Origin of the sequence: Quatrionicoccus australiensis, from assembly GCF_020510425.1 — a bacterium.
Taxonomy (GTDB): domain Bacteria; phylum Pseudomonadota; class Gammaproteobacteria; order Burkholderiales; family Rhodocyclaceae; genus Azonexus; species Azonexus australiensis_A.
Map to the genome: position 1 here is coordinate 1,263,300 of NZ_JAHBAH010000001.1, position 24,560 is coordinate 1,287,859.

Annotated in this window: 22 protein-coding genes and 1 pseudogene; 16 read left to right on the forward strand and 7 right to left on the reverse strand. The window is 61.6% G+C overall.

The window, feature by feature from the left end:
* Positions 1-119: 119 nt before the first annotated feature.
* The 3 genes from glnE (at position 120) to KIG99_RS06155 (ending at position 7,175) form a co-directional block, all read left to right on the forward strand.
* A complete protein-coding gene (glnE, locus tag KIG99_RS06145; protein WP_226459346.1) occupies positions 120-2,816 on the forward strand; it encodes a bifunctional [glutamate--ammonia ligase]-adenylyl-L-tyrosine phosphorylase/[glutamate--ammonia-ligase] adenylyltransferase in 2,697 nt (898 codons plus the stop codon).
* A 77-nt stretch (positions 2,817-2,893) separates the two neighbouring features.
* Positions 2,894-4,036, forward strand: coding sequence for an FIST signal transduction protein (locus KIG99_RS06150; RefSeq protein ID WP_226459347.1), 1,143 nt, complete (start codon positions 2,894-2,896; stop codon positions 4,034-4,036).
* Between the two features lie 19 nt (positions 4,037-4,055).
* Positions 4,056-7,175: a response regulator gene (locus tag KIG99_RS06155; protein ID WP_226459348.1), complete on the forward strand. Its 3,120-nt coding sequence runs from the start codon at positions 4,056-4,058 to the stop codon at positions 7,173-7,175.
* A 67-nt stretch (positions 7,176-7,242) separates the two neighbouring features.
* Here KIG99_RS06155 and mscL read toward each other — a convergent pair whose 3' ends face one another.
* The 3 genes and pseudogenes from mscL to KIG99_RS06170 all read right to left on the reverse strand — a co-directional run.
* Positions 7,243-7,671 (reverse strand): large conductance mechanosensitive channel protein MscL, encoded by a 429-nt coding sequence (gene mscL, locus KIG99_RS06160; RefSeq protein ID WP_226459349.1) that lies wholly within the window; start codon positions 7,669-7,671, stop codon positions 7,243-7,245.
* Positions 7,672-7,749: 78 nt separating this feature from the next.
* Complete coding sequence (locus KIG99_RS06165) at positions 7,750-8,919, reverse strand: pyridoxal phosphate-dependent aminotransferase (RefSeq protein WP_226459350.1); 1,170 nt, start codon at positions 8,917-8,919, stop codon at positions 7,750-7,752.
* 92 nt (positions 8,920-9,011) lie between these two features.
* A pseudogene (locus KIG99_RS06170) lies at positions 9,012-10,781 on the reverse strand (methyl-accepting chemotaxis protein); the annotation flags it as partial.
* Between the two features lie 451 nt (positions 10,782-11,232).
* Between KIG99_RS06170 and mtnA the strand changes: the two are divergent.
* The 8 genes from mtnA (at position 11,233) to KIG99_RS06210 (ending at position 17,915) form a co-directional block, all read left to right on the forward strand.
* The gene (gene mtnA, locus KIG99_RS06175; protein ID WP_226459352.1) at positions 11,233-12,321 is read left to right on the forward strand and encodes an S-methyl-5-thioribose-1-phosphate isomerase; all 1,089 of its coding nucleotides are present in this window, start codon (positions 11,233-11,235) and stop codon (positions 12,319-12,321) included.
* Positions 12,314-12,943 carry a class II aldolase/adducin family protein gene (locus KIG99_RS06180; protein ID WP_226459353.1) on the forward strand — a complete coding sequence of 210 codons (630 nt, stop codon included), beginning with the start codon at positions 12,314-12,316 and terminating at the stop codon, positions 12,941-12,943. Before mtnA ends, KIG99_RS06180 begins: the two co-directional genes overlap by 8 nt.
* Before the next feature lie 4 nt (positions 12,944-12,947).
* A complete protein-coding gene (gene dmeF, locus KIG99_RS06185) occupies positions 12,948-13,913 on the forward strand; it encodes a CDF family Co(II)/Ni(II) efflux transporter DmeF (RefSeq protein ID WP_226459354.1) in 966 nt (321 codons plus the stop codon).
* A 132-nt stretch (positions 13,914-14,045) separates the two neighbouring features.
* Complete coding sequence (locus KIG99_RS06190) at positions 14,046-14,453, forward strand: hypothetical protein (protein ID WP_226459355.1); 408 nt, start codon at positions 14,046-14,048, stop codon at positions 14,451-14,453.
* 142 nt (positions 14,454-14,595) lie between these two features.
* Positions 14,596-15,126, forward strand: a complete 531-nt coding sequence (locus tag KIG99_RS06195) for a hypothetical protein (protein ID WP_226459356.1) — start codon at positions 14,596-14,598, stop codon at positions 15,124-15,126.
* Between the two features lie 328 nt (positions 15,127-15,454).
* Positions 15,455-16,639, forward strand: a complete 1,185-nt coding sequence (locus KIG99_RS06200) for a hypothetical protein (protein ID WP_226459357.1) — start codon at positions 15,455-15,457, stop codon at positions 16,637-16,639.
* Positions 16,640-16,959: 320 nt separating this feature from the next.
* Positions 16,960-17,568, forward strand: coding sequence for a hypothetical protein (locus KIG99_RS06205; protein WP_226459358.1), 609 nt, complete (start codon positions 16,960-16,962; stop codon positions 17,566-17,568).
* A 14-nt stretch (positions 17,569-17,582) separates the two neighbouring features.
* Positions 17,583-17,915, forward strand: a complete 333-nt coding sequence (locus KIG99_RS06210; RefSeq protein WP_226459359.1) for a hypothetical protein — start codon at positions 17,583-17,585, stop codon at positions 17,913-17,915.
* A gap of 23 nt (positions 17,916-17,938) precedes the next feature.
* Here KIG99_RS06210 and KIG99_RS06215 read toward each other — a convergent pair whose 3' ends face one another.
* Positions 17,939-18,382, reverse strand: a complete 444-nt coding sequence (locus KIG99_RS06215; protein WP_226459360.1) for a carboxymuconolactone decarboxylase family protein — start codon at positions 18,380-18,382, stop codon at positions 17,939-17,941.
* 123 nt (positions 18,383-18,505) lie between these two features.
* Between KIG99_RS06215 and pdxR the strand changes: the two genes are divergently transcribed.
* Positions 18,506-20,017, forward strand: a complete 1,512-nt coding sequence (pdxR, locus tag KIG99_RS06220) for a MocR-like pyridoxine biosynthesis transcription factor PdxR (RefSeq protein ID WP_226459361.1) — start codon at positions 18,506-18,508, stop codon at positions 20,015-20,017.
* Between the two features lie 182 nt (positions 20,018-20,199).
* Complete coding sequence (locus KIG99_RS06225; protein ID WP_226459362.1) at positions 20,200-20,412, forward strand: hypothetical protein; 213 nt, start codon at positions 20,200-20,202, stop codon at positions 20,410-20,412.
* 75 nt (positions 20,413-20,487) lie between these two features.
* Here KIG99_RS06225 and KIG99_RS06230 read toward each other — a convergent pair whose 3' ends face one another.
* From KIG99_RS06230 to KIG99_RS06240, 3 genes are read right to left on the reverse strand one after another with little or no spacing between them, the layout of a single operon-like run.
* Positions 20,488-20,760 carry a hypothetical protein gene (locus tag KIG99_RS06230; RefSeq protein WP_226459363.1) on the reverse strand — a complete coding sequence of 91 codons (273 nt, stop codon included), beginning with the start codon at positions 20,758-20,760 and terminating at the stop codon, positions 20,488-20,490.
* A gap of 36 nt (positions 20,761-20,796) precedes the next feature.
* The gene (locus KIG99_RS06235) at positions 20,797-21,657 is read right to left on the reverse strand and encodes a DUF3553 domain-containing protein (RefSeq protein WP_226459364.1); all 861 of its coding nucleotides are present in this window, start codon (positions 21,655-21,657) and stop codon (positions 20,797-20,799) included.
* Positions 21,658-21,674: 17 nt separating this feature from the next.
* On the reverse strand, positions 21,675-21,866 hold the full coding sequence (locus KIG99_RS06240; RefSeq protein ID WP_226459365.1) for a hypothetical protein: 192 nt from the start codon (positions 21,864-21,866) through the stop codon (positions 21,675-21,677).
* A 70-nt stretch (positions 21,867-21,936) separates the two neighbouring features.
* Between KIG99_RS06240 and KIG99_RS06245 the strand changes: the two genes are divergently transcribed.
* From KIG99_RS06245 to KIG99_RS06255, 3 genes are read left to right on the forward strand one after another with little or no spacing between them, the layout of a single operon-like run.
* Positions 21,937-22,923: an ABC transporter substrate-binding protein gene (locus KIG99_RS06245; RefSeq protein WP_226459366.1), complete on the forward strand. Its 987-nt coding sequence runs from the start codon at positions 21,937-21,939 to the stop codon at positions 22,921-22,923.
* A 10-nt stretch (positions 22,924-22,933) separates the two neighbouring features.
* Positions 22,934-23,746, forward strand: coding sequence for an ABC transporter permease (locus tag KIG99_RS06250; RefSeq protein WP_226459367.1), 813 nt, complete (start codon positions 22,934-22,936; stop codon positions 23,744-23,746).
* A gap of 1 nt (position 23,747) precedes the next feature.
* The gene (locus KIG99_RS06255; protein WP_226459368.1) at positions 23,748-24,539 is read left to right on the forward strand and encodes an ABC transporter ATP-binding protein; all 792 of its coding nucleotides are present in this window, start codon (positions 23,748-23,750) and stop codon (positions 24,537-24,539) included.
* The last annotated feature ends 21 nt before the right edge of the window (positions 24,540-24,560 follow it).

The window sequence follows — 24,560 nt, forward strand, 5'->3', positions numbered from 1 at the left end:
GACAGGAATCAACGGAGAGCGCAGGCTTTTTTGCCAGAGAGGGAAATAGATCACTACAATCGAAGATCAACCAAAAAGCACATTCTATCCTTTTCGGCATACGCGCCGATCGAGTAATCATGGACCACACCATTCTCCCCCTCTGGCAGCCGGCCTTCGAGCACAGCCGCTATTTCGCCAATCAGTTGCGGGCCCGCCCCGAACTGATCCCGGAACTGCTCGCCACCTGGCAGCAGCCGCTCAGCGAAGACATGCTGCTGGCGCCGCTGCGCGGGCCTTTTGCCGACGACGACGCAGTCAAGAGCAGCTTGCGCCGCCTGCGCCAGCGCGTCATGACCCACCTTGCGCTGCGCGACCTGTGCGGCCTCGCGCCGCTGTCCGAGATCGTCGAAAGCATGACCATGCTCGCCGACATCACGACCAATTTCGCCCTCGACCACTACCACCGACAGTTTGTCGCCACCTACGGCGAGCCGCTCGACAAGGCCGGCCAGCCGCTGCGCATGCTGGTCATCGGCATGGGCAAGCTGGGCGGGCGCGAACTGAATGTCTCCTCCGACGTCGATTACATCTTCATCTACCCGGAAGACGGCGACACCGCCGGCCCGAAGAGCATCGAGAATTACGACTTCTTCAACCGTCTCGGCAAGCGGGTGATACAGGCGCTCGGCGACATCACCGCCGATGGCCAGGTCTTCCGCGTCGACATGCGCCTGCGCCCGAACGGCGACTCCGGGCCGCTGGTCTGCTCGCTCGACTCGCTGGAGAACTACTTCATCACGCAGGGCCGCGAGTGGGAGCGCTACGCCTGGATCAAGGGCCGCACCATGAATTCCGGTGACAACCTGCAGCCGGCCTGGGTGGCGGCGATGCAGAAAATCGCCCGGCCCTTCGTCTTCCGCAAGTATCTCGACTTCGGCGCGATCAACGCGATGCGCGACCTGCACGCGCAGATTCGCCGCGAAGTCGCACGCAAGGACATGGCCGACCACGTCAAGCTCGGCCCCGGCGGCATCCGCGAAATCGAGTTCATGGCCCAGGTCTTCCAGCTCATCCGCGGCGGCCGTGATCCGGCGCTGCAGATCCGGCCAACGCTGTCGGTCCTCAAGCTGCTCGTCGAACGCAAGCTGCTGCCGGCCGAAAGCGAGCAGGAACTGCGCGAAGCCTATATTTTCCTGCGTCGCCTCGAACACCGCCTGCAATACGTCGAGGACAAGCAGACGCACATGCTGCCGGAAACGCCGGAAGGCCGTACCAGCATCGCCCGCAGCATGAACTTTGCCGACTGGGAGGCGATGCTGCTCGTCCTCAACGCGCATCGCGACAAGGTCAGCCGGCATTTCGAAGAGATCTTCTCCGACCCGGAAGCCGGCGAACATCCGCTGACCGGCCTGTGGATGGGGCAAATCGATGAAGAAACGGCGATCGAAGCCTTCGGCAATCTTGGCTTCCGCCAGCCGCGCGAAGCCATCGCCCGCCTTGGCGAACTGCGCACCTCCGGCCGCTACCAGCAACTGCCGGCGAGCAACCGTTCGCGGCTCGATGCGGTCGGCCCGCGCCTGATCGAAGCGGCGGGCGCCACCGCCGCCCCCGACACGACGCTGACCCGCGGCCTCAGCTTTCTCGAAAACATTGCCCGGCGCGGCTCCTATCTGGCGCTGCTGCAGCAGTATCCGATGGCCTTGCGCCGCGTCGCCGACATGATCTGTGCCTCGTCCTGGGCGGCCGATTACCTGAACCGCCATCCGCTGCTCCTCGACGAGCTGCTCGACCCGCGCCTCTACGACATCGCCACCGACTGGGCCGCCTTCCGCGACAACCTGCAGCGCAGCCTGGCCGACAATGTCGATGACACCGAGCGCGAAATGGACATCCTGCGCGAAATGCACCACGCGCAGATTTTCCGCTTGCTGGCGCAGGACCTGGCCGGCCTGCAGACCATCGAACACCTCTCCGACCACCTCACCGAACTGGCCGACGCCATCGTCCAGGAAACCCTGCCGCTGTGCTGGAGCAAGGTCAGGAACCGGCATTGCGCGACGCCGAAATTCGCCGTCATCGGCTACGGCAAAATGGGCGGCAAGGAACTCGGCTACGCTTCCGACCTCGATCTCGTGTACCTGTTCGAAGATGACGCCCAGGAAGCCGAAGAAAACTACACCCGCCTCGGCCAGCGCCTGAACACCTGGCTGTCGAGCCAGACCTCGGCCGGCATCCTGTTCGAAACCGACCTGCGCCTGCGCCCGAACGGCGACTCCGGCCTGCTCGCGGTATCGGTCGATTCCTTCCGCGATTACCAGTTGAAGCACGCCTGGGTCTGGGAACATCAGGCGCTGACCCGCGCCCGCTTTGTGGCCGGTGATCCGGCGGTCGGCGCTCGCTTCGAGGCGATCCGCAACGAAATCCTCTGCCAGCCGCGCGACCTCGCCAAACTGCGCGAAGAAGTCATCGCCATGCGCGACAAGATGCTCGACGCGCACGCCTCGAACAGCGACACCGAGTTCGACCTCAAGCACGACCGCGGCGGCATCGTCGATGTCGAGTTCATCGTGCAATACCTGGTCCTTGGCTACGCCAGCCAGCACAACGAGCTGACCGGCAATCTCGGCAACATCGCGCTACTGCGGATCGCCGCCGAGCTCGGCCTGATTCCGGCCGCGCTCGCCGCCGCAGCCGGCAATGCCTATCGCGAATACCGCCGCCTGCAGCATGCCCGCCGCCTTACCGCCACGCCCAAGGCACGCGTCGAGCGCGACAGCATCGAAAAGCATGCCACAGCGGTCGACCAGCTCTGGCAGGCGGTTTTTGCCAGTTAACGGCGGTTGACCGTCGGCGACGGCAATACCCGCATGCAGCCTGTGGTATTTTCGCGCCCAACCATAAAGGAGACAGGATGCGCATCGTTCAGGAAAGCATCAAAATGCCGGGCGAGCTGACCAAGGCCCTGGCCGCACCAGGCGAGCAGCAGCCCGACCTGCTGCTCGTCTTCGCCTCGACCGCGCAGCTCAATGCACCGGGTTTTGTCGACAACCTGCGCGCTGCCTGCCCGCAGAGCCTCTTGCTGGGCTGCTCGACCGCCGGTGAAATCACCGGCCAGGGCGTCGACAACGGCAGCTGCGTACTGACCGCCATCCGCTTCGACAAGACCCGCCTGACCCAGGGTAGTACCGTGCTGACCGGCATGAACGACTCCTTCGCCGCCGGCGAACGCCTCGCCCAGCAGTTGCAGGCGCCCGACCTCAAGGCCGTGCTGGTTTTCGGGCCTGGCGTGCAGATCAACGGCAGCGCCCTGGTCAACGGCCTGGCCAGCGTACTCGGCACGGAACTGCCGATTACCGGCGGCCTGGCCGGCGACGACGGTGCCTTTCGCCAGACCTTCACGCTCGGCCGGGACGGCGTCAGCGACCAGGCCGTGGTGGCCGTGGGTTTCTGCGGCGATGCACTGCAGCTGGGGCACGGCTCGTTCGGCGGCTGGGAACCCTTCGGCCCGGCCCGCAAGGTCACGCGTTGCGAAGGCAACGTCCTGTTCGAGCTCGACGACGAACCGGCACTCGCGGTGTACAAACGCTATCTCGGCGAACACGCCGAGCGTCTGCCCGCCTCCGGCCTGCTCTTTCCCTTTGCCATGCTCGGCGAAGACCACCACGGCAACGGCCTGATCCGGACCATACTCGGCGTCGACGAAGCGGCCGGCAGCCTGACCCTGGCGGGCGAGATTCTCACCAACGGCTATCTGAAACTGATGCACGCCAGCACCGACAAGCTCGTCGCCGGCGCCGAAACGGCGGCAGAAATGGCGACCGGCATGCTCGATAACGCCGGCGATTGCCTGGCCATCCTGGTCAGTTGCGTCGGCCGCAAACTGGTCATGGGCGAGCGGGTCGATGAAGAAGTCGAAGCGGTCAGCGAGATTTTTGGCAGCAAGGCCGTGTTGACCGGTTTTTATTCCTACGGCGAGATCAGCCCGTTCAAGCCGGATGCCGCCTGCCGCCTGCACAACCAGACGATGACCATTACCTGTCTGCGCGAAAACTGAAAGTCGTCACCCTTCTGCCATGAAAAAAACCCTGCTCCGCCAGTTGAAACGCACCATCGGCGTCGCCGACAAGGCGGCGCTTGCCCAATTGCTGGAGAAGCTTCAGGCCGCCTCGGCCGGCGTCGATCCGGAACTGGCGGGCTTGTTCAACGGCTTCGGCGAACTGCTGCAGCGGGTCGATGCTTCCTATGAACAACACGAACGCGACCTCGAGTTGCGTACGCGCAGCCTGGAAATCTCCTCGCAGGAACTCTCCAGCCTCAATGACAAGCTGCGCCGTGAACTGGGCGAGCGCGAAAGCGCGCTCTGCTCGGTGCGTGATGCGATCCGCGACCTGCTGCCCAATGCAACAACCCAGGCCGATTCGCTGATCCTTGCCCAGGAGGACCTGGGCGCGCTGGCGCAACGCCTCGCCGCCCTGGTCAGCGAAAGTGAAGCCGGTCGCCGCGCGTTGGCCAACCAGAAGTTCGCCCTCGACCAGCACGCCATCGTCAGCATCACCGACATCGCCGGCACCATCATCTATGCCAATGACCGCTTCTGCGAGATCAGCGGCTATCACCGCCACGAACTGCTCGGCCGCAACCACCGGATCATCAATTCGAACCAGCATCCGGCCGAGTTTTTCCGCGACATGTGGGACACCATCAGCCAGGGCAAGGTCTGGCACGGCGAGGTCTGCAACCGGGCGCGCAACGGCCACACCTACTGGGTCAATGCGACCATCGTGCCGCTGCTCGACGCCAACGGCCTGCCCGAACAGTACATTGCCATCCGTACCGACATTACCGACCGCAAGCAGATGGAGGCACAGCTTTCCGAGCAATTGCACATGGTCGAGGAACTGATCGAGGCCATCCCGCTGCCGCTGTACATGAAGGATGCTGCCGGTCGCTACCTGCGCCTGAACCGCGCCTTCGAACTGTTCTTCCATACGACGCGCGAGCAATTCATCGGCCGCACCCTGCACGACCTGCTCAGCCCCGAGGATGCCGCCCTGCACGCCGCCAAGGACAGGGAATTGCTGGCCAGCTCAGGCATCCAGTCCTACGAGGCGGAGGTGCATGCACGCGACGGCACGCGGCATGACGCGATTTATCGCAAGGCGGCCCTGACCCAGCTCGACGGCACGGTGCATGGCCTGCTCGGCATCATCATCGACATCACCGACCGCAAGCAGGCCGAGGCCGAGCTGCGCCTGGCCAAGGATGCCGCCGAGTCGGCAAGCCGGGCCAAGAGCGACTTCCTGGCCAACATGAGCCACGAGATCCGCACGCCGATGAACGGCATCATCGGCATGACCGATCTTGCCCTCGATACCGCGTTGACCGATGAACAGCGCGAGTACATGGCGATTGTCAAATCCTCGGCCGAATCGCTGCTCACCATCATCAACGACATTCTCGACTTCTCGAAGATCGAGGCCGGCAAGCTCCTCGTCGAACACATTTCCTTCGACCTGCACCGCCTCGTCTCGGAATCCCTGAAGACAATGTCGCTGCGCGCGCACGAGAAAAACATCGAACTGGTCAGCGAAGTCCTGCCGGAAGTGCCGACGCATGCGCAGGGCGACCCCAGCCGCATCCGTCAGGTCCTGACCAACCTCGTCGGCAATGCCATCAAGTTCACCGAAAACGGTGAAATCGCGCTGCGCGTCACGCTGAGCGCCCGGCACGGCAACATCGCCACGGTGCATTTTGCGGTGCGTGATACCGGCATCGGCATCGCCGCCGAAAAGCAGCAACTGATTTTTGATGCCTTTGCCCAGGAAGACAGCTCGACCACCCGCAAATACGGTGGTACCGGCCTCGGACTATCCATCTCGCGCCGCCTGGTCAACTTGATGGGCGGCGAAATCTGGCTGGAGAGCGAGCTCGGCCAGGGCAGCACCTTCCATTTCTCGGTCGCCCTGCAAATCGACCAGGCGCCGACCGAAATCCTGCGCCCACCGGTCGACCTCGCCGGCAAGCATATTTTGCTGGTCGATGACAACGACACCAACCGCCGCGTCCTGGCCGGCATGCTGAGTTCCTTCGGCATCACCGCGAGCGTTGCCGACTCCGGCCAGACCGCCCTCGCGCTCGTCCGGCAGGAAGGGCGCCAGTTCGACTGCATCCTGCTCGATGCCCATATGCCGGAAATGGATGGCTACCAGCTGGCCGCCGCCCTGCGCGAGGCACTCGACCAGGTGCCGCCGATGCTGATGCTGTCGTCCGGCGCCATGCGCGGCGACGGCCAGCGCTGCCAGGAAGTCGGCATCGCCGGCTTTTTCGCGAAACCGATCTCCTCGGAAGAATTGCTCGCCGCATTGTGCCGGCTCTTCGACACCAGCCAGAATCAGCCGGCAGCAGCGCCCAACCAGCTGGTCACCCGCCATTCGCTGCGCGAACTGCAACGTGCCCTCGACATCCTGCTGGTCGAGGACCATCCGGTGAACCAGAAACTGGCGATTGGCCTGCTGGAAAAATGGGGACACCACCCGGTCCTCGCCCAGAACGGCCAGGAAGCCCTCGTCCGGCATGCCGAACGCAGCTTCGACGTCATCCTGATGGACATGCAGATGCCGGTCATGGGCGGCATCGAGGCGACCCGGCGCATCCGCCACTTCGAGCAGGCCTCCAGCCTGCCGCGCACGCCGATCATTGCGATGACCGCCGCCGCCATGCAAGGCGACCGCGATGCCTGCATCGAGGCCGGCATGGACGATTACCTGTCAAAGCCGATCAAGATCAAGGAATTGCTGGAAAAGCTGCACACCTATGGCGGGCTGCAAAATGCTCCGCCCAGCCTGCCTCCGGCCTTTGACTACGGCGTCGCGCTGCGCCAGGCCGATCGCGAAATGGTCGAGATCATTGCCGAGATTTTTCTCGATACCTGGCAACGCAACATCGAACGCCTGCGTACCGGCATCGCCAGCGACAAAGCCGAACTGGTCGAACATACCGCGCACAGCCTGAAGGGCATTCTCGCCACTTTCCATGCCGAACCCGCAGCCCGCCTTGCCGGCGAACTCGAAACAGGTGCCCGGCAATTGCCGCTGGGCAAGCTGAGCACTCGGGTAGATCAGCTGGAACACGAGATCGCCACGCTCGCAGCCCACCTCAAATTACTGAGCAGCCACTGGCGTGGCGCCAGCTGAAGCCGGGCAACTCGGCGACAACAAAAAAGCCGCTCACGAGCGGCTTTTTTGCGGATGAAAGTACGCCTTACTTTTTCAGCGCATCACGAATTTCGCGCAGCAGCAGAACATCTTCCGGCGTCGCCGGCGCTTCCGGTGCAGGAGCCGGCGCTTCGGTCGGACGCAGGCGGTTCATCTGCTTGATCATCATGAAGATGATGAAGGCAAGGATAACGAAGTTAACCAGGATGGTCAGGAAGGAGCCGTAGGCAAAAACCGGGATGCCGGCCTTCTTCAACTCGGCCAGCGCAGTCAGGCTGTTCGGGTTGTCACCGAGGACGACGAACAGGTTGGAGAAATCGAGCTTGCCGACGACGCGGCTGACCAGCGGCATGATCAGGTCGCCGACGATGGAGTCGACGATCTTGCCGAAGGCACCACCGATGATGACGCCGACCGCGAGGTCCATTGCGTTGCCCTTGACGGCAAATTCCTTGAATTCCTGAATCATTCCCATGTTGTTTCCCCTGTGTGATCAATAAACGGGCGAATTATTCGCGCCCGGACGGAGCAGCGTCAAGGCGAAAATCATAATTTAAGTTTTTTTCACAAAGGCTTTACAAAGCCGCTCGGCTGCGGCGCGCAGAGTTTCTTCGCGTTTGGCGAAGCAGAAGCGGACCACCTTGTCGTCGCGCCCATCCGTATTGAATACCGAGACCGGGATCACGGCCACGCCGACTTCGCGCGTCAGCCACTCGGCAAAGGCACGGTCGCCGAGCTCGGACAGGCCGGCATAGCTGGCAAGCTGGAAATAGGTGCCGCGACAGGGCAGCAGTTCGAAGGGCGTCGGCGCCATCAGTTCGCGGAAGAAGTCGCGCTTCTCCTGGTAGAAGGCAGCCAGCCCGAGATGGCGGGAGGCATCCTGCATGTACTCGGCAATCGCCAGTTGCGATGGCGCGTGCACGGTGAATACGTTGAATTGATGCACTTTGCGGAACTCGGCCATGAGCGCCGCCGGACCGACCACGTAGCCGATCTTCCAGCCGGTGATGTGATAGGTCTTGCCGAAGCTGGAGACGACGATGCTGCGCGCCGCCAGCTCGGGATGGCCGCACAGGCTGGCGTGCTGTTCGCCGTCGAACAGAATGTGCTCGTAGACTTCGTCGGAAAGAATGACGATATCGGTGCCGCGCACCAATTCGGCCAGTTTTTCCCGGTCGACCGCCGAGAGCAGGCTGCCGGTCGGGTTGTGCGGCGAATTGACGATGATCATCCGCGTCTTGGCCGTGATCAGCTTTTTGACCTGTTCCCAGTCAGGCGCGTAATCGGGAAATTTCAATTGCGCGAAAACCGCCGTGCCACCCACGGTTTCGATGGCCGGCACGTAACTGTCGTAGACCGGCTCGAAGACGAGTACCTCGTCGCCGGGCCGGACGAAGGCGGCAATCGTTGTGAAGATCGCCTGCGTCGCGCCGGCCGTGACGGTGACTTCGGACTCGACGTCGTAGCGCGTAGCGTACAGCGCCGCGACCTTGTCCACGATGGCCTGGCGCAGTTCCGGCAGGCCGGTCATCGGCGCGTACTGGTTGCGTCCGGCCAGCATGTGGCGATGCATCGCGTCGAACAGCGCCGGCTCGGCCTGGAAGTCGGGAAAGCCCTGCGACAGGTTGACGGCGCCGCACTCGGCGGCCATTTTCGACATCACGGTGAAGATCGTGGTGCCCATGTTCGGGAAGCGGGAAGCGATGCGGACAGGCGTATCCATGAACGGCTCGATAGGAAATGAGAGGCGGATCATGCCGCGCCGCAACCCGTTCCGGCAAGCCCGGCCAAGGCCGGACCGGCCGGAAAGACCAATTACAGCTTGCCGGCCATCGCCTGCAGGTGATCGAGACGGCCGAGCACCTCGTTCAGCGTCGCCATGCCCTGCGTCAGCTCATCGACACTGGACAGGCTCTGCGTGACCTGCGCCTGCTCGCGTGCCGCATCGGTCGTCATCTGCTCGATCCGGCCCGAGGCTTCCTCGCTCTTGTGGATCAGGCCATCGATCGCCAGCAGGGTTTCCTCGGCAATCCGGCGGATATCGGTGATCGTCTGCACCGCCTCGTGGATGCTCGACGCCGTCGCATCGGCCTGGTTTTTGGCCGATTGGGCCAGCTTGCGCACCTCGTCGGCCACCACCGCGAAACCGCGCCCGGCCTCGCCGGCCCGCGCCGCTTCGATCGCCGCATTGAGGGCAAGCAGGTTGGTCTGGTCGGCAATCGCGCTGATCCCGCCGGTGATCGAGCCGATCGCCTTGGAGAGGCGTTCGAGATCGTCGAGCCCCGCTCCCAGGCTGGCCTGCGAACTCTGCGACGCCTTGGCGGCCAGCCCGACATCGGCCATCAGCGCCAGGGCCTGGCTCAAGGTCGACGACTGCTGGCGGAAACCGGCAGCCAGCGACGGCAGGGTATCGATGACCGGCTGCACCGCCCGTTCGTAATCGACCACCCGCTCGACCATGCCGCGCTGGATACCGTTCAGCGTGATCCAGCGTTGCAGCGCACGCTGCGTGTAATGCGTCGAAAAGGCCGCGTAATGCACCGGGAAACAATCCATGAAGGGATCGGCATAGCGCTCGTTGTCGCGGAAGAAAACCAGCGCCGACAGCGTCTGGTTGATCGGGATGCCGAGAATCTCGCCGAAGGTCGAGAAACCGGCGGCCGGCGTCTCGGCGAAGAAGTCGGATCGCCCGAGCAGGTCGGCATTGCCCAGGCGGCGCAGCACGCAGTCGTTGAGCAGCATGGCCAGCGGCTGCCCCTTGCCGGTCAGGAATTGCTGCCAGTCGCGCTGCGTCGAAGCGATGAAATCGGTCACCTTGAGCAGGTGCAGACAGTCGCCGAACTCGATGTCGCAGAAGAAGGTGGTCTTGTCGGCAGCCAGCGTCGCCACCGAGCGGATGAACATCTCGCCCTCGACTGACACGGCGAAGGTATGACCGACCAGATTTTTCTCGACCTCATGCTCGGCGCAACGAAAATGCGCCGCCAGTGCGCTCAGGAAACCCTGGCTCTGCCCGTCCGCCGTGAACACGCTGCTCACCGTGCGCGCCACCGGATCGGCATCGGCCACCAGCCAGCTCTTGCCGGCCGGGACGAAATTCTGCGACTTGAACGGCGAGAAACGGATGCCCGGTCGAACCTTGCAGAACACCAGCAGCGCCCGGCCGGTCAGCACGCGCTGCCCGTCATGCATGTAGGTACCGGAAAAGTCGAGCTTGCCGCCCGCCGAACCGCCGATTGCCAGGCAGGGGAAGCGCTGGCTCTCGTACCAGGCGCGCATCAGGAAGCCTTCCGAAGCCGACAGGCCGTCGCAGAAGACCAGCGCAAAACAATCCTGAGCATTGATCGGGAACGACGGATTGACGCCCTTCAGTTCCTGCGCAATTTTCGCGACGCGCTCACCGACCGTGCTGCCCTGGCCGACACGCAGGTCGAGGGTGAAGATTTCGCTTTTTTCGATGATCGAATCCGACAACCACAGGAAGCTGCCCTCACGGTCCTGCGCCTCGGCGCCGCAGTACGTCGACGGCCCGCCACTGCACAGGGCACCGTTCGAGGAAAGTGCCGCGAACGCAGTTTTCTGACCGGAGCCGGCGACCAGCCGCGCCAGCCCTTCGGCGGCGCTGGCAAAATTGGCATGCGGCGGAATGAAGCCGATGAACAGGCCGCCGGCATTGTCCGACACACCAAGCTCGGCACGCCGGGCCGGCAGGCGCTCGACATGGAAACGCCCGCGCACGGCAGGCAGCGTCTCCGACAAGGATGAAGGCGTCCCGCCGACCGACGCTGCCGATTTGAAGAATGAAAACATGTAAGTCCCCTTTTGTTTTTTTACCGGGCACATCGCCCGGCAAGGCCTTGATCAGCTAAGCCTCCACTGGCTCCGTCTGCTTTTTATGGGATCCACTCTAGCCCAAAAAAGGCTGACTATGAAGCCCACCCACTACGCCGGTTTTCCCGGGCACGGGCCGGAGAATGTAGGATACGCACTGACCATCCGGTCTTCCCGCCACACCAGCAAGACAACAACCACTTCCATGAACATTGACGGCACCCCCACCCGCACCCTGCGCGCCCATCCGGCGCAGGGCCTCATCGACATCATCGACCAGACCCGGCTGCCGCATGCGCTGCACTGGGTGCGTGTTGCAACGCTGGACGAAGCGGCACACGCCATCCGCGCCATGCAGGTACGCGGCGCGCCGCTGATCGGTGCCACCGCGGCCTACGGCTTGGCCATCGCACTCAACGACGCGGCCGGTGATGCACGTTTGCAGGACGCCATCGCGATCCTCGGCGCGACCCGGCCGACCGCCGTCAACCTGCACTGGGCGCTGGCCCGCATGCAGGCGGTGCTCGTCCCGCTGGCGCCGGAAATGCGTGCTGCGGCGGCGTGGACCGAAGCAGCAGCGATTGCCGAAGAGGATGTCGCCCAGAACGCCGCGATCGGCCAGCACGGGCTCGGCCTGTTCCGCCAAATCGAACGCCACGCGGGCAAGACCCTGAACATCATGACCCACTGCAACGCCGGCTGGCTCGCCACCGTCGATTGGGGCACCGCGCTGTCGCCGGTCTATGCCGCGCACGACGCCGGCCTGCCGGTGCATGTCTGGGTCTCCGAAACCCGGCCGCGCAACCAGGGCCTGCTCACCGCCTGGGAACTCGCGCAGCACGGCGTGCCGCACACGCTGATCGCCGACAACGCGGCCGGCATCCTGATGCGGGAAAAACAGGTCGACGCGGTCATCGTCGGCGCCGACCGCATTGCCGCCAACGGCGATGTCGCCAACAAGGTCGGCACCTACCTCAAAGCGCTGGCCTGCGCCGACAACGGGATTCCCTTCTATGTCGCGGCACCGCGTTCGACCCTCGATTTCGCCTGCGCCGAAGGCACCGCGATTCCCATCGAAGAGCGCGACGGCGACGAATTTCGCCTCGTACACGGCGTCGACCGCCACGCCGAACCCGGCGCGCTGCGCCAGTTGGCGGCAAGCGAAGCCGTCGCCAATCCGGCCTTCGACGTGACGCCGGCCCGCCTGGTCACGGCCATCATCACCGAACGCGGCGTCTGCCCGGCCAGCCGTGCCGGCCTGCTCGACCTCTACCCGGAAGCAGCCCGTGCCTGACCTGCGCCTTGATCTGATCGCCACCGCCCGGGTCATGCAGCCGGCCGGGCTGAATCGCGGCACGGCCGGCAATGTCAGCGTGCGCAGCGGCGCCGGCTTCTACATCACGCCGACCGGCATGCCCTACGCCACGCTGCAGGCCGACGACATCCCGCTGATGGCGCTCGATGGCTCGCACCAGGGCAGCCGCAAGCCATCCTCGGAGTGGCGCTTTCACCGCGACCTCTACGCCAGCCGGCCGGAAGTCGGCGCCGTGCTGCACGCGCATTCGCCGTTTGCGGTCAGCCTGGCCTGCCTGCGCTACGACATTCCGGCCTTCCATTACATGATCGCGCGCTTCGGCGGCGACAGCATCCGCTGTGCCGATTACGCCATTTTCGGCTCGCCGGAACTGTCGACCGCTGCGCTCGCCGCCATGCATGAACGCAAGGCCTGCCTGCTCGCCAACCACGGCCTGCTCGTCGCCGGCCGCGACCTCGCCGAAGCCATGGCGCTCGCCATCGAACTGGAAGAACTGTGCGAGCAATACTGGCGCGCCTGCCAGCTCGGCCAGCCGGTCATCCTTTCCGCCGACGAAATGACCGCCGTGCTGGCGAAATTCGCCGGCTACGGTCAACAGTGAAAATATGGCCAAAACCACACACGACCTGACGCGCTGGGCGCACAACCACCATTACTCGGACGGCAATGCCGCGGCCGAACGCGGCACCCGCCTGGTGATGTGGATCACCGTCGCGACAATGCTTATGGAAATCAGCGCCGGCTGGTGGTTCAACTCGATGGCAGTGCTCGCCGACGGCTTCCACATGAGTTCGCACGCGCTCGCCCTAGGCCTGGCTGCCTTCGCCTACGCCGCGGCTCGCCGCTACAGCGCCGACCCGAGCTTCGCCTTCGGCACCTGGAAGATCGAGGTGCTGGCCAGCTACACCAGCGCCATCTGCCTGCTCGGCGTCGCCGCCGCAATGATCTACGGCTCGCTCGAACGCCTGGTCGCGCCGCAGACCATCCATTACCCGGAAGCGATGGCCGTCGCCGTGCTCGGCCTGGCGGTCAACCTCGTCTGCGCACTGATTCTCGGCCAGGCGCATGAGCATCATCACCACGATCATGAGCACGCCCACGCGCATGGTCATGCGCACTCACACGGTCACGACGACCTCAATCTCAAGGCCGCCTACATCCACGTCATCACCGACGCCGCCACCTCGGTGCTCGCCATCGCCGCCCTGGCCGGCGGCTGGTTCTACGGCTGGGACTGGCTCGACCCGCTGACCGGCCTGCTCGGCGCCGTGCTCGTCGCACTGTGGTCGAAGAAACTGCTCGCCCAGAGCGGCCGTGTCCTGCTCGACCGCGAAATGGACCACCCGGTCGTCGCCGAGATCCGCGACGTCATCGCCGCCCTGCCCGCCGCCGGCCAGACCGAACTGACCGACCTGCACGTCTGGCGCGTCGGCACCGGCGCCTACGCCTGCGCGCTCAGCCTGCTCACCCACGATGCCACACTGACCCCGCTCGCCATTCGCGAGCAGCTCGGCATCCACCCAGAAATCGTGCATGCCACGGTCGAGATCCATCTTTGCGATGAGTGCTGAAGCGGGGGGATACCCCCTCGCCTTGATTTTCACAAGAAATGCCCACACACCATCAAATATGCCAAATCGCATATTGACCTAGCATCAACCCACCCCTAGCATCCACGGCACTTTGTAAAAATTAGCTAACGAATGCGAATTTCCGGGGATAAGCCGGGATACCGGGATGTTCTCTGGCAGCACGGCAGCCTGAGCAACCTCTATCACCAGCCATTTAATGCCAGGCTCGTCGAGCAGGATTTCCCGCCACCATATTCGCAGGAAAACTTCCGCGACCCCGTTCAGGCGCCGGGTTATAAAACGGGCACCTGCTCAGCTAGCTCTCGGGCGCTCTCTCGCCCCGAACTGGATGCGGCGCCCGTCGGCGATATTCGCCAGGCTGAACAACTGGGCATACCGATAGGCAACGAGCGTTTTGCCGAAACGATCTGCGGCCGGGAGGGTGTCCTGCATAACTCCGGCAAGCGCGGGCGGCCGAATGGGCCTGCGAATGAAGCAAGCGCGCAACCAATAACGAGCCAACAAGATCTTGGATTTTAAGGAGGACTGGAATGGAAAAGACGACTCGGAGAAAACGTGAAATGTCTCTGACCCCTTTGGTGCTGCAGTTTGAGCCGGACTTGCCGTGCGACAACGGAGCTTGGAGCGACACGCTGAACGATTGGACCCGGAGGAGTGCAGCATGAGAGAGATATCTATCCTCGGTTGGATTGTTATTTTGGTAGGGGTTTTCGGGTTATCAGCTTGTTCCACAGGAGGTGAAAAAGTGGAATTCCATACATTCGAGTTCGATGCTTATCGGGATAGTCCGGATATCGAGGTGCTGGACTATCAATACGGTGAGCCGCAGTCAATTGGCTTCGCACCGGAGAGGGAGCGGGTACGACTCGGTCAAGCCCTTAAGTCTGACAATGTCACCGGCTATATCCCGCGCGGCGACAAACTTCACGTCAAATGGCGGATAAAGGCAACTGGCGAGGTATTGGAGGATACCGTTGATCTGCGCCATCGCCTGCCCGAGAGCCTTGATCACCTGACCATTCATTTTGCCTGTTACGGACGCCAACTGTATGTATTCATCGAGTGGCCGTGGGATGGGCAGCCTTGGACAAAAGGAACGCCTAACGAGCGATTCAAGCCGATACAGGGGGGCACCAAGCGTTTCGACGGAAGCAAGATTCAGCAGATCTATCCCGATCCTGCACAGAAATAACCCATTCAACCATTTGACCAAAAGGAACCGGCATGACTGAAGTCGTTGGCAAAGTAAGCGCGGAGCAATCCCAGGCGGGGGGCATCGCGAAATCGGTGACTTCTAAAGTGCCATTGAGGTCAGAGACATTTCGCTTTCTGAACTGAGTCACTGACCATGCCCCGCCGCCCTCGCGTTCTCCTCGCCAACTACCCGCTGCACATCGTTCAGCGCGGCATCAACCGCGAGTCGTGCTTTTTCGCCGATGAAGATCAGGCCAAAGGGGTCAGAGACATTTCGTTTTCTGAACTAAGCCGTATCAGAACAACAGAATTTCAAGGAAGCAGAAATGAAAAAAATGCTTGGGCGACAACGGGAAATATCTCTCCCCCATTTAATCGTTGTTTTTACTTATATATTTTCTATTTGCACAATCTGCCAAGCCGAAGAAACAAAACGAATATTCAACGAGAATCCACTGCCAGTTATAGAAACCGATTTGCAATTCATGTCAGGCCCCAATCAGATGGTGGCAGCTTCGTGGGAATTTCGTGTTCACTGGCTGAGTAATCGCCTTTTTATGGTAATGGCGGCGCAGGACATTCCCGATGTCAACATACTGCAAGCTGAACGCACTATGCTAGTGGATGCGGAAACGGGAGAAAGTCGCCAGTTGCTTGATCCAGGCTGGGTGTTATGGTGTTTTAATCCTTTGCGCGGGGTTGGGGCGATTCGCCCTTCGCCATTCAAGCCTGAGTTGCCATTTAAAAGCCCGGAACAGAATGATTGGCAATATAAATGGGTTCGAATTGACTCTGCTGGAACAGTTACGAAAATTCCAGATGTGGCTGACCTCGGAACACACGAATGTTTGCCCCGAGGACTTTACCCAAAAAACAGCTGGGCACTACACGAAGGGCATGGATATATACAAAGGGCTGCTCTTGGGCTCCAGCATACCCTTGGTGACAAAGCGACATATGTCGTCCCGAACAAGCCTGCAATTGAGTTAAATATTCACTTTTCAGAGATTAAGGGTGGCTGGCGGCAATATCTTGAATATGCCAGGAAATACCAACTGAACTACTATGACCCTCACGGCACTTCGATGACAGATAAACGACTGGCCGGGAACTCTTGGGGGAATCGCCCCTATGCCCTGACTCCCTTTCGTCTGCTTTCACTCGATGGCTCTATCGAGGAGATACCGTACCCCGAAATAATCTACGAATACGGTTTAAAAGGCGTCGGTTATTTTCTATTTACACCAGTAGGGCTGCTGATCACGCCGAATACGTCAATCATGTTGCTTAATGACGAACGCCTGACCCGTATTTGGGGTAAGCCAACAAGTTGGTTCCATACGCCCGAATCCGTTTTTGCGATGCAACTCTCCCCTGATGGCTGCAAGCTCGTCTTTGGCCGGGCCGCCAACTGGAAAGTTGGAACTCGCAAACCCATTGCCATTCTGAATCTTTGTCAAAGCGATACCAAACCGGTCAGAGAAATTTCCCTTTCTAAACTGAGCCACTAGCGAATGAAAATTTCCGGGAGAAAACTGGGATACCAGGATGTTCTGTGGCTGCTTGGCAGCCTGAGTAGCCTCTATCGCCAGTCCGGTGCGCTAAACAATTAGATTTTTTTGTGCCGGAATTGGACGGCGGTAATGGAAATAAATATTTGTCGGAAAAATCAAGTTGACCGTAGGAAATTGTTGAAATTGGGGGATGAATAAATGGATAAGGATGATGGGGCGGGATTGGTACGGTCGACTGCGGAAATGGATGGAAAACGTGGCCCGTCTTCTGTTTTGTTGTGCTGCGCAAGCAACGACAACTAATGGAGAAGCCCTGCATGAAAGCTAAACCAAGACTCTACCTGGCAATTCTCAAATATGCTGCCGCAATGGCTGCTTGCTCAGTTACCTTCATGATACAAGAAGGATGTTCGCCGATGACCACACGCTCAGTACCCGGCGATGCTTTGCGCTTCAGGGAGCATGCCATAGATGTCACCCTGTTTAGTGCGACCCAGATGGAAGTTATTTATGGGCGGCGCTTAGTTTATAGAAGCGTTTTTCCCGGCAGTCGTCCAGAAGTGATGCGAGAGAAAACGCAGGATGACGAAAGGCGCGACCTCACTGGCGGCGGAATGCTCGGCCTCCGGGCCTTCGAAGGCCCGCTGGAAGTGAAATGGCGCTCCCGGGATGGTGTGCCCCATGAGGCGGTCTTGAATCTTGAAGAGATTTTCACGGATCGGGTGGTCTTGCATCAGGAAGATCCGGCGCGCATCGACCCGAGCCTGCCTATGCAGACATCAGGGCCAACCATTGTGATCGAGGTGAATAACCGGACGTTGAGCCTCTATATGCAAGTGCATATCTACTTGCGCTCATTGGACGCCAATGCCCGTACCCGCGAAGACCGCTTCAACCACACGCTTGCCTACTCAAAGACTTTCTGAACAAGGCTCCTATTATGACCGGCTCCACATTGAATGACGGCGTGACGACCCGCCCCGCTACCGCTACAGACCTGGCGACCTTCACGATCGCCGATCAGCAGTTGAATGGCTTTACCGTCCCCAAACTGTACGATTCGAACGGCCCTCATGTGCGAGTCTTTTTCGTTCTTTCTGACGGAACTGGAAACGACGCTATCAATGACCCGCAACACATCAATAATGAGGGGCTGTTGTGGGAATGGCGTGGAGGAGAAAAGAATGCACGGATAACAGGGCAACAGGATTTTGAGAAAGCAGCAATGGAAAAAAGATTGGGCAAAAACGGGAAATGTCTCTGCCCCCTTTAATTCCATTGACTGGGGCGTTTTAATCAGCCGAGGACAGGTGGCGTGCGCGAAGCGATCATCAGCCGGTTCCAGGTATTGATCTCGCCGATGCACAGCGTCAGCTTGGCGATTTCCTCGACACTGAATTGGGCCGTCAGCGGCCCGTAGACCGCATCCGGCACTTCCTGGCTGGTCAGCACGGTGACGGCTTCGGCCCAGGCCAGCGCGGCGCGCTCGCGCGGGCTGAAAACGGGAGACTCCTTCCAGGTTGCGACCAGGTTGATCTGGTCTTCGCTCAGACCATGTTTGCGGGCGAGCGGGATATGCATCGCCACGCAGAAGGCGCAACCGTTGATCTGCGAAATGCGCAGGCGGACCAGTTCGAGCAGGCCGAGATCGAGGCCGCAGCCCTGAACATAGGTATGCACGCCAAGCATGGCCTGGTAGCCGTCCGGGATTAACTTGCTGACATCGAAGCGTTGTTCCATGGGGTTGTATCCAGTATCGAGTTGAAGGGAAGTCATGCCCGCAGGCACGATGGCGCATCCTAAGGCGCAGGTGGTACGATGAAAATATCCATTTACTTCGACTTACGATAGTCCACTTAAAGCATGCGACGCGCTCAGGAACTCGAACTCAGCCTGGCTCCCTGTCCCCCGGACTGCACCCTGCAACGCTGGCTGTATGGCGAATTGCGGGCAGCGATCCTGGCTGGACGCATCGCCCCCGGCCGCCGCCTGCCGTCGACGCGCGATCTGGCACGCCAGCAGGGCATTTCGCGCGGCACCGTTTTGGCTGTCTACGAGCAGTTGACCGCCGAAGGCTACCTGGCCGGCGCCACCGGCAGTGGCACCACCGTTACCGGTTCATTGCGGATCCCGCTGGCACCATCCAATTCACTTTCAGCGAGCGCACTGACGCCCCCGTCCGGGCGCCTGTCTCGCACCGGCAAATTGTTTGCCGACAATCCATTTCCCTTACACAAGGCAAGCCCGCAAGCCCGGCCGTTCCGGCCCAACCAGCCCGATCTGCAGGTCTTTCCGCTGGCCATCTGGAACCGGCTGGGGCAGCGCTGCAGTAAGCTGATGCAGCCGGCAAGCATGGCTTACGGCGACGCTGCCGGCTATCTGCCACTGCGCCAGGCTATTGCCGAACACCTGGCGTATGCCCAGGGCATCACCTGCCAGACCGGGCAAATCATGATCGTCGGCAGCGCGCAGCAGGGGCTCGACCTCTGCGCCCGTCTGCTGCTCGACGCCGGCGATGCGGCCCTCGTCGAGGATCCCGGCTATCCCGGCGCCGCCCGCATTTTCGAGCTGACCGGTGCCCGCGTCATCGACATCCCGGTAGACCACGCCGGGCTGTGTACCGAGCCGCCCCTGCCGACAGCGCCCGACATCCGTCTTGCCTACGTCACCACCGCGCACCAGTCACCGCTCGGTGCCACCCTGCCGGTCGAGCGCCGACTGGCCTTGCTCGACTGGGCGGAGCGCTGCGACGCCTGCATCATCGAGGACGATTACGACAGCGAATTCCGCTTTGCCGGCACGCCGCTCTCCAGTCTGAAAAGTCTCGATCGCAACGGCCGCGTGATCTACATGGGCACCTTCAGCAAGCTGCTCTTTCCCTCCCTGCGCCTGGCCTACGTCGTACTGCCGGAATGGCTGACCGAGCCGTTCGCGGCGGCCGTCGCACTGACCTGCCGGCATGCGCCGGTGTTCGCGCAGGCTGTGCTCGCCCGCTTCATCAGCGAGGGGCATTTCGCCCGTCACCTGCGCCACATGCGGCTGCTCTACAGCGAGCGGGCAGCCGCCCTTGCTCACGAATGCAAGACTCAACTCGCCGATCTGCTGACGCTGCTGCCGCTGACCACCGGCCTCGACGCGACGGCCATCCTGCCCGCTCAGGCCGACGACCGTGCCGTAGCTGCCGCCCTAGGCGAACAGGGCATCGAAAGCCGCCCCCTGTCCTTCTACCGCAGAACACAGACGGCGCCGCCGGGCCTGATCCTGGGCTTCTCCGCCTTCACCCCGGAAGAGATCCGCCAAGGTGTTGCACAGATGCTGCCGGTACTCACCGCGGCCAGCCGGGCATCGGCGAGTACCGGCCAGCGGAAAACCTGAGCCCTTCGCAGGCGGCAACACACCGGTACAAAGCGTTGCAATACTGAGGAACGCCAACAGCCCGTTTGCGGTCAATATGAGGTCTCTGCTTTTCTGCGAAGCAAATACGAAATAGCCTGTTTCACGCTTCTGAAAACCTGAGTAAGATTGTTCACGCAAAACCACACGGGAGATTTGGCCGAATGAAAGTGAAGTCTTCAATCGAACGCGGTGCCGAGTACCTCTGCACCAAACTGGGCGATGTCGTAACCGCCATAGAGCAAGTAGCCGTCGTCAAGGGCGCGGCCATGTGGGAAGTGGAGCGCAAGATCGGCGCGGGGATCAGAAAACGCCTGATCGTTTCCGAACGTTCCCTGATTGCCCCCCGCTTATCGCCGGTCGGCAGTCCGGCCTGAAACACCAACCGCACACGCACAGAAGGCCGGCAAACTTGCCGGCCTTCTTTTTTTATCGCGAAAAATCCGCCGAACTCAGTCAGCGCTGCGGCACATGCTCAGCTCTTCTTCAAGCGCGGCCTTCAAGTCGGCGATCAGATCCTCGATGTTTCGCTGCGCATCGTAAAACTCGAACTCGCCATCGCTGGTTTCGAGAACGACGTTGGGCTCATCGCCGAACAGCGGCACCTGCACATGCACGCCCTTGGTGAACATGATCATGCCGTCTTCCTTCTTGGACGGCTCGCTCAGGGCGACGGGGGTATAACCCAGCTTGTTCAGTTTTTCAGCGAGTGCTTGCGCGTTCATGTTCTTCCTTTCGAATAATGGGCTGTAGCGTACTACTTATTTCTGGCTGATCGACCAGATGAAGGCTTGCACGTCGATCATGTCGCGCGGCATCAGGCCCTCTTCCAGCAGGTTGGTACGGACGTAGCTGTAGAAACGCAGCACGGCATCGTAGGTCTTCCAGTTCGGCTCGGGCTTGTAGCCGATGCGCCAGCACAGCGCCTTGGCCGAGTTCTGGATGGCCAGCGGCTTGATGAAAAGGGATTGCTTGGGATGACGGATGAAGCTGAACAGGGTCGCAAACGGCCATTTGTTCAGTCCCAGGATGCCCAGGGTGCGCAGGAAATGCTTGAAGCGCGCCTCTTCGGTTTCGCTGCCGTAGAGGAGTTCAAGCAACGCGACGGCAAACAGTTTCTGGCAGGGGACCGACTCGAGGGCGTCGTGAAAGACCTTGCGCTCGCTCTTGGTCAGCAGGTTGGTGCTCGATTCGACATGGCGGGCACGGTCGCAGACCGCGTCGAAACTGCCTTCCTCGATCAGGCGGGAAAGTTCTTCCTGGCTGAGCAACTGAACGCAGAACTTGTTGCCGCGCACATTGGCTTCGCGCGCATTCTTGATGTAGTCGGCATCTTCGAAACCATCCGGGTAGTTCGCCATGAAACGGTCGATCGCCATCGGTACCGTGACAAAGTCATCGGGATTCATCAGCGTGGTTTCGATCAGGTTGTCGAGCAGACGGTGCTTGGATGCGGCGCCTTCAGCCTTTTCAAGCTGGATGAAGGAGCGCGACAGGCGCTTGCGGCCGGCACCGACAAAAAACACGTCAAGGTTGTCCGGGGTTGCGCTGAGCACCTTGCCGAGACCCCATTCCTGTTGCTTGGGGTGGGTGACACGATCGCCTGCGATTAGGGTGCTCATCTTGCTCTCCGCTTCTATTACCGGAAAAAGCGATCAATTTTATCATGGACGCCGCCCCGCCGCCCCCCGCAGCGCGTCATTCGCCAGCGCGAGATTCCGCACAGGCCACCGCCGGCATTGCGGATTTCCGCACAGCAAGCGCAGCGGTCGACTGCAAAAAACAGGCAAAAACCAATTAAATCAATCAACTGAACCAGCCAGCCCGGCATGGCACGTCTCCTGCAATCTGTTTTTCACCTCCGCCCGGCGGACGTCGCAAAAACACTAAAGGAGATCTTCATGACCCACAATCAGCCCAAGCTTGCCTGCCTCGCCCTGGCCTTCGCTTTTGCCACCCCGCTCGCCGCCCAGGCGCAGACGCCCGATGTCGTCCGCCTCGGCAATCTGAAGTTCGCGCATTACGGCGCCGTCTCTTACATGAAGGAGGCCTGCGGCAAGTACAACCTCAAGGTCGAGGAACGCATGTTCGCCAAGGGCCCGGACATCATGCCGGCGATCGTCGCCGGCGAAATCGACATCGCGGCGCTCGCTTCCGACGGCGCCATCTCCGGCCGCGCCAACGGCGTGCCGATCTACACCGTCGCCGGTTTTGCCAAGGGCGGCGCACGCATCGTCGCCGGCATCGATACCGGCATCAAGAGCATTGCCGACCTCAAGGGCAAGAAAGTCGGCGTCACGCGTGGCGGCGCGCATGAGCTGCTGCTCTACGCGGAGCTGGAAAAAGCCGGCCTGAGCTGGTCCGACAAGCCGGGCAAGGACGTGCAGATCGTCTTCCTCGCCTTCGCCGACCTCAACCAGGCGCTCGCCGCCAAGCAGATCGACGCGATGAACCAGTCCGAGCCGCAATCCTCGCAGGCGATCAACAAGAAGTTCGGCGTCGAGATTATGAAGCCCTACACCACGAAGATGGGCGAGCCGGTGCGCCTGCTGGTGATGACCGAGAAGATGTACGGCGAGAAGAAGGACGTCGCACAGCGCCTGATGAAGTGCTTCGTCGAAACCACCGCATTGTTCAACAGCGACCCCAACCTGGCTGAGAAGTATGTGCGCGAGTCCATGTTCAAGGGCCAGATCACCTCGCAGGATTTCCGCGATGCGATGGACAACGCCGACTACACCTACGACGTGACGCTCGAGCACATCGACGTCACCACCGACTTCATGCAGAAATACGGCGTCGGCCGCATGCAGAAGCCACCCAAGGCGGCCGAGTGGGTCAAGCTCGACCTGCTGCAGAAGGCCAAGACCGAACTCAAGGTGAAGTGAGCGGTCGACGATGAAAAACCTCAAGAATTTCCTGTACGGGTGCATCGTTCCCGTCCTGCTGCTCGTCCTCTGGGAAGCCGGCTCGCGTCTCGGCCTCTTCTCGGAGGTGCTGCTGCCCTCGCCGACCGCGGTCGCGATCAAGTGGTGGGCCTACCTGCTGCCGCTGCAGCCGCAGGAAGCCGGCCAGAGCTACCTGGCCTGGCTGGTCTCCGGCGAGATGCTGCATGACGCCTACTCCAGCCTGTTCCGCGTCGTTGCCGGCTTCGTCATCGGCGCCGCGCTGGCCCTGCCGCTCGGCCTGCTGATGGGCGCCAGCCCGCGCATCTACGAGCTGTTCAATCCCTTGATGCAGATCCTGCGGCCGATCCCGCCGATCGCCTACATTCCGCTGGCGATCCTCTGGTTCGGCCTGGGCAATCCGCCGTCCTTCTTCCTGATCGCGATCGGCGCCTTCTTCCCGGTGCTGATGAACACCATCGCCGGTGTGCGCCAGGTGGACGGCATCTATCTGCGGGCGGCGCGCAACCTCGGCGTCAACCAATGGACGATGTTCACGCGCGTCATCCTGCCCGCCGCGACGCCCTACATCCTGGCCGGCGTGCGCATCGGCATCGGTACCGCCTTCATCGTCGTGATCGTCTCCGAGATGATCGCGGTCAATGACGGCCTCGGTTTCCGCATCCTCGAAGCGCGCGAGTTCATGTGGTCGGACAAGATCATCGCCGGCATGATCACCATCGGCCTCCTCGGCCTCGCCATCGACTCGGCGGTCAGCCGCCTCAACAATCATCTGCTGCGCTGGCACCGCGGCCTGGAGCACTGAGATGTCGCAGATCATCGTCAACAACGTACAAAAAGTTTTCAAGACGCCGGGCAAGGATGTCATCGCGCTCAAGGACATCAATCTCGAGATCAAGGCCGGCGAATTCGTCTGCCTGCTCGGCCCCTCGGGCTGCGGCAAGTCGACGCTGCTCAACGCCGTGGCCGGCTTCGCGCTGCCCTCGGCCGGCGAAATCAGCGTCGAAGGCAAGAAGATCACCGGCCCCGGCCCGGAGCGCGGCATGGTCTTCCAGGAATACGCGCTGTTCCCGTGGATGACCGTGGCGCAGAACATCGCCTTCGGCCTGCAGGTGCAGAAAAAGGAAAAGGCCGAGATTGACCTGACCGTGAACCAGCTACTCGACCTGCTGCATCTCAACGACTTCCGCGACCGTTTCCCGAAGGACCTGTCGGGTGGCATGCGCCAGCGCGTCGCGATTGCCCGCGTGCTCGCCCTCGACTCGCCGATCATGCTGATGGACGAGCCCTTCGGCGCGCTTGATGCGCTGACCCGGCGCAACCTGCAGGACGAGCTGCTGCGCATCTGGGAAAAGCTGGGCAAGACCATCCTCTTCGTCACCCACTCGATCGAGGAGTCGATCTACCTGGCCGACCGCATCGTCGTCATGACCTACCGGCCGGGCACGGTCAAGCGCGACCAGTACGTCAACATGCCGCGCCCGCGCGACCCGGCGAGCGCCGAGTTCAACGAACTCAAGCGCGAACTCGGCCGCCTGGTCATGGAAGAGCAGCAGCGCCACGCCAACGACGAAATGAAGCTGGCGGCGGTCGACTGAGAAAAACGGGCAAAATCGGTA

Coding starts and splice junctions, on each gene's coding strand:
- KIG99_RS06235 (WP_226459364.1), bottom strand. CDS start 21,657: ATGAGCACCCTAATCGCAGGCGATCGTGTCACCCACCCCAAGCAACAG.
- KIG99_RS06230 (WP_226459363.1), bottom strand. CDS start 20,760: ATGAACGCGCAAGCACTCGCTGAAAAACTGAACAAGCTGGGTTATACC.
- KIG99_RS06190 (WP_226459355.1), top strand. CDS start 14,046: ATGCGAATTTCCGGGGATAAGCCGGGATACCGGGATGTTCTCTGGCAG.
- dmeF (WP_226459354.1), top strand. CDS start 12,948: ATGGCCAAAACCACACACGACCTGACGCGCTGGGCGCACAACCACCAT.
- KIG99_RS06245 (WP_226459366.1), top strand. CDS start 21,937: ATGACCCACAATCAGCCCAAGCTTGCCTGCCTCGCCCTGGCCTTCGCT.
- KIG99_RS06205 (WP_226459358.1), top strand. CDS start 16,960: ATGAAAGCTAAACCAAGACTCTACCTGGCAATTCTCAAATATGCTGCC.
- KIG99_RS06240 (WP_226459365.1), bottom strand. CDS start 21,866: ATGCCGGGCTGGCTGGTTCAGTTGATTGATTTAATTGGTTTTTGCCTG.
- KIG99_RS06250 (WP_226459367.1), top strand. CDS start 22,934: ATGAAAAACCTCAAGAATTTCCTGTACGGGTGCATCGTTCCCGTCCTG.
- KIG99_RS06195 (WP_226459356.1), top strand. CDS start 14,596: ATGAGAGAGATATCTATCCTCGGTTGGATTGTTATTTTGGTAGGGGTT.
- KIG99_RS06210 (WP_226459359.1), top strand. CDS start 17,583: ATGACCGGCTCCACATTGAATGACGGCGTGACGACCCGCCCCGCTACC.
- pdxR (WP_226459361.1), top strand. CDS start 18,506: ATGCGACGCGCTCAGGAACTCGAACTCAGCCTGGCTCCCTGTCCCCCG.
- KIG99_RS06225 (WP_226459362.1), top strand. CDS start 20,200: ATGAAAGTGAAGTCTTCAATCGAACGCGGTGCCGAGTACCTCTGCACC.
- KIG99_RS06155 (WP_226459348.1), top strand. CDS start 4,056: ATGAAAAAAACCCTGCTCCGCCAGTTGAAACGCACCATCGGCGTCGCC.
- KIG99_RS06165 (WP_226459350.1), bottom strand. CDS start 8,919: ATGGATACGCCTGTCCGCATCGCTTCCCGCTTCCCGAACATGGGCACC.
- KIG99_RS06215 (WP_226459360.1), bottom strand. CDS start 18,382: ATGGAACAACGCTTCGATGTCAGCAAGTTAATCCCGGACGGCTACCAG.
- glnE (WP_226459346.1), top strand. CDS start 120: ATGGACCACACCATTCTCCCCCTCTGGCAGCCGGCCTTCGAGCACAGC.
- KIG99_RS06150 (WP_226459347.1), top strand. CDS start 2,894: ATGCGCATCGTTCAGGAAAGCATCAAAATGCCGGGCGAGCTGACCAAG.
- mtnA (WP_226459352.1), top strand. CDS start 11,233: ATGAACATTGACGGCACCCCCACCCGCACCCTGCGCGCCCATCCGGCG.
- KIG99_RS06255 (WP_226459368.1), top strand. CDS start 23,748: ATGTCGCAGATCATCGTCAACAACGTACAAAAAGTTTTCAAGACGCCG.
- KIG99_RS06200 (WP_226459357.1), top strand. CDS start 15,455: ATGAAAAAAATGCTTGGGCGACAACGGGAAATATCTCTCCCCCATTTA.
- mscL (WP_226459349.1), bottom strand. CDS start 7,671: ATGGGAATGATTCAGGAATTCAAGGAATTTGCCGTCAAGGGCAACGCA.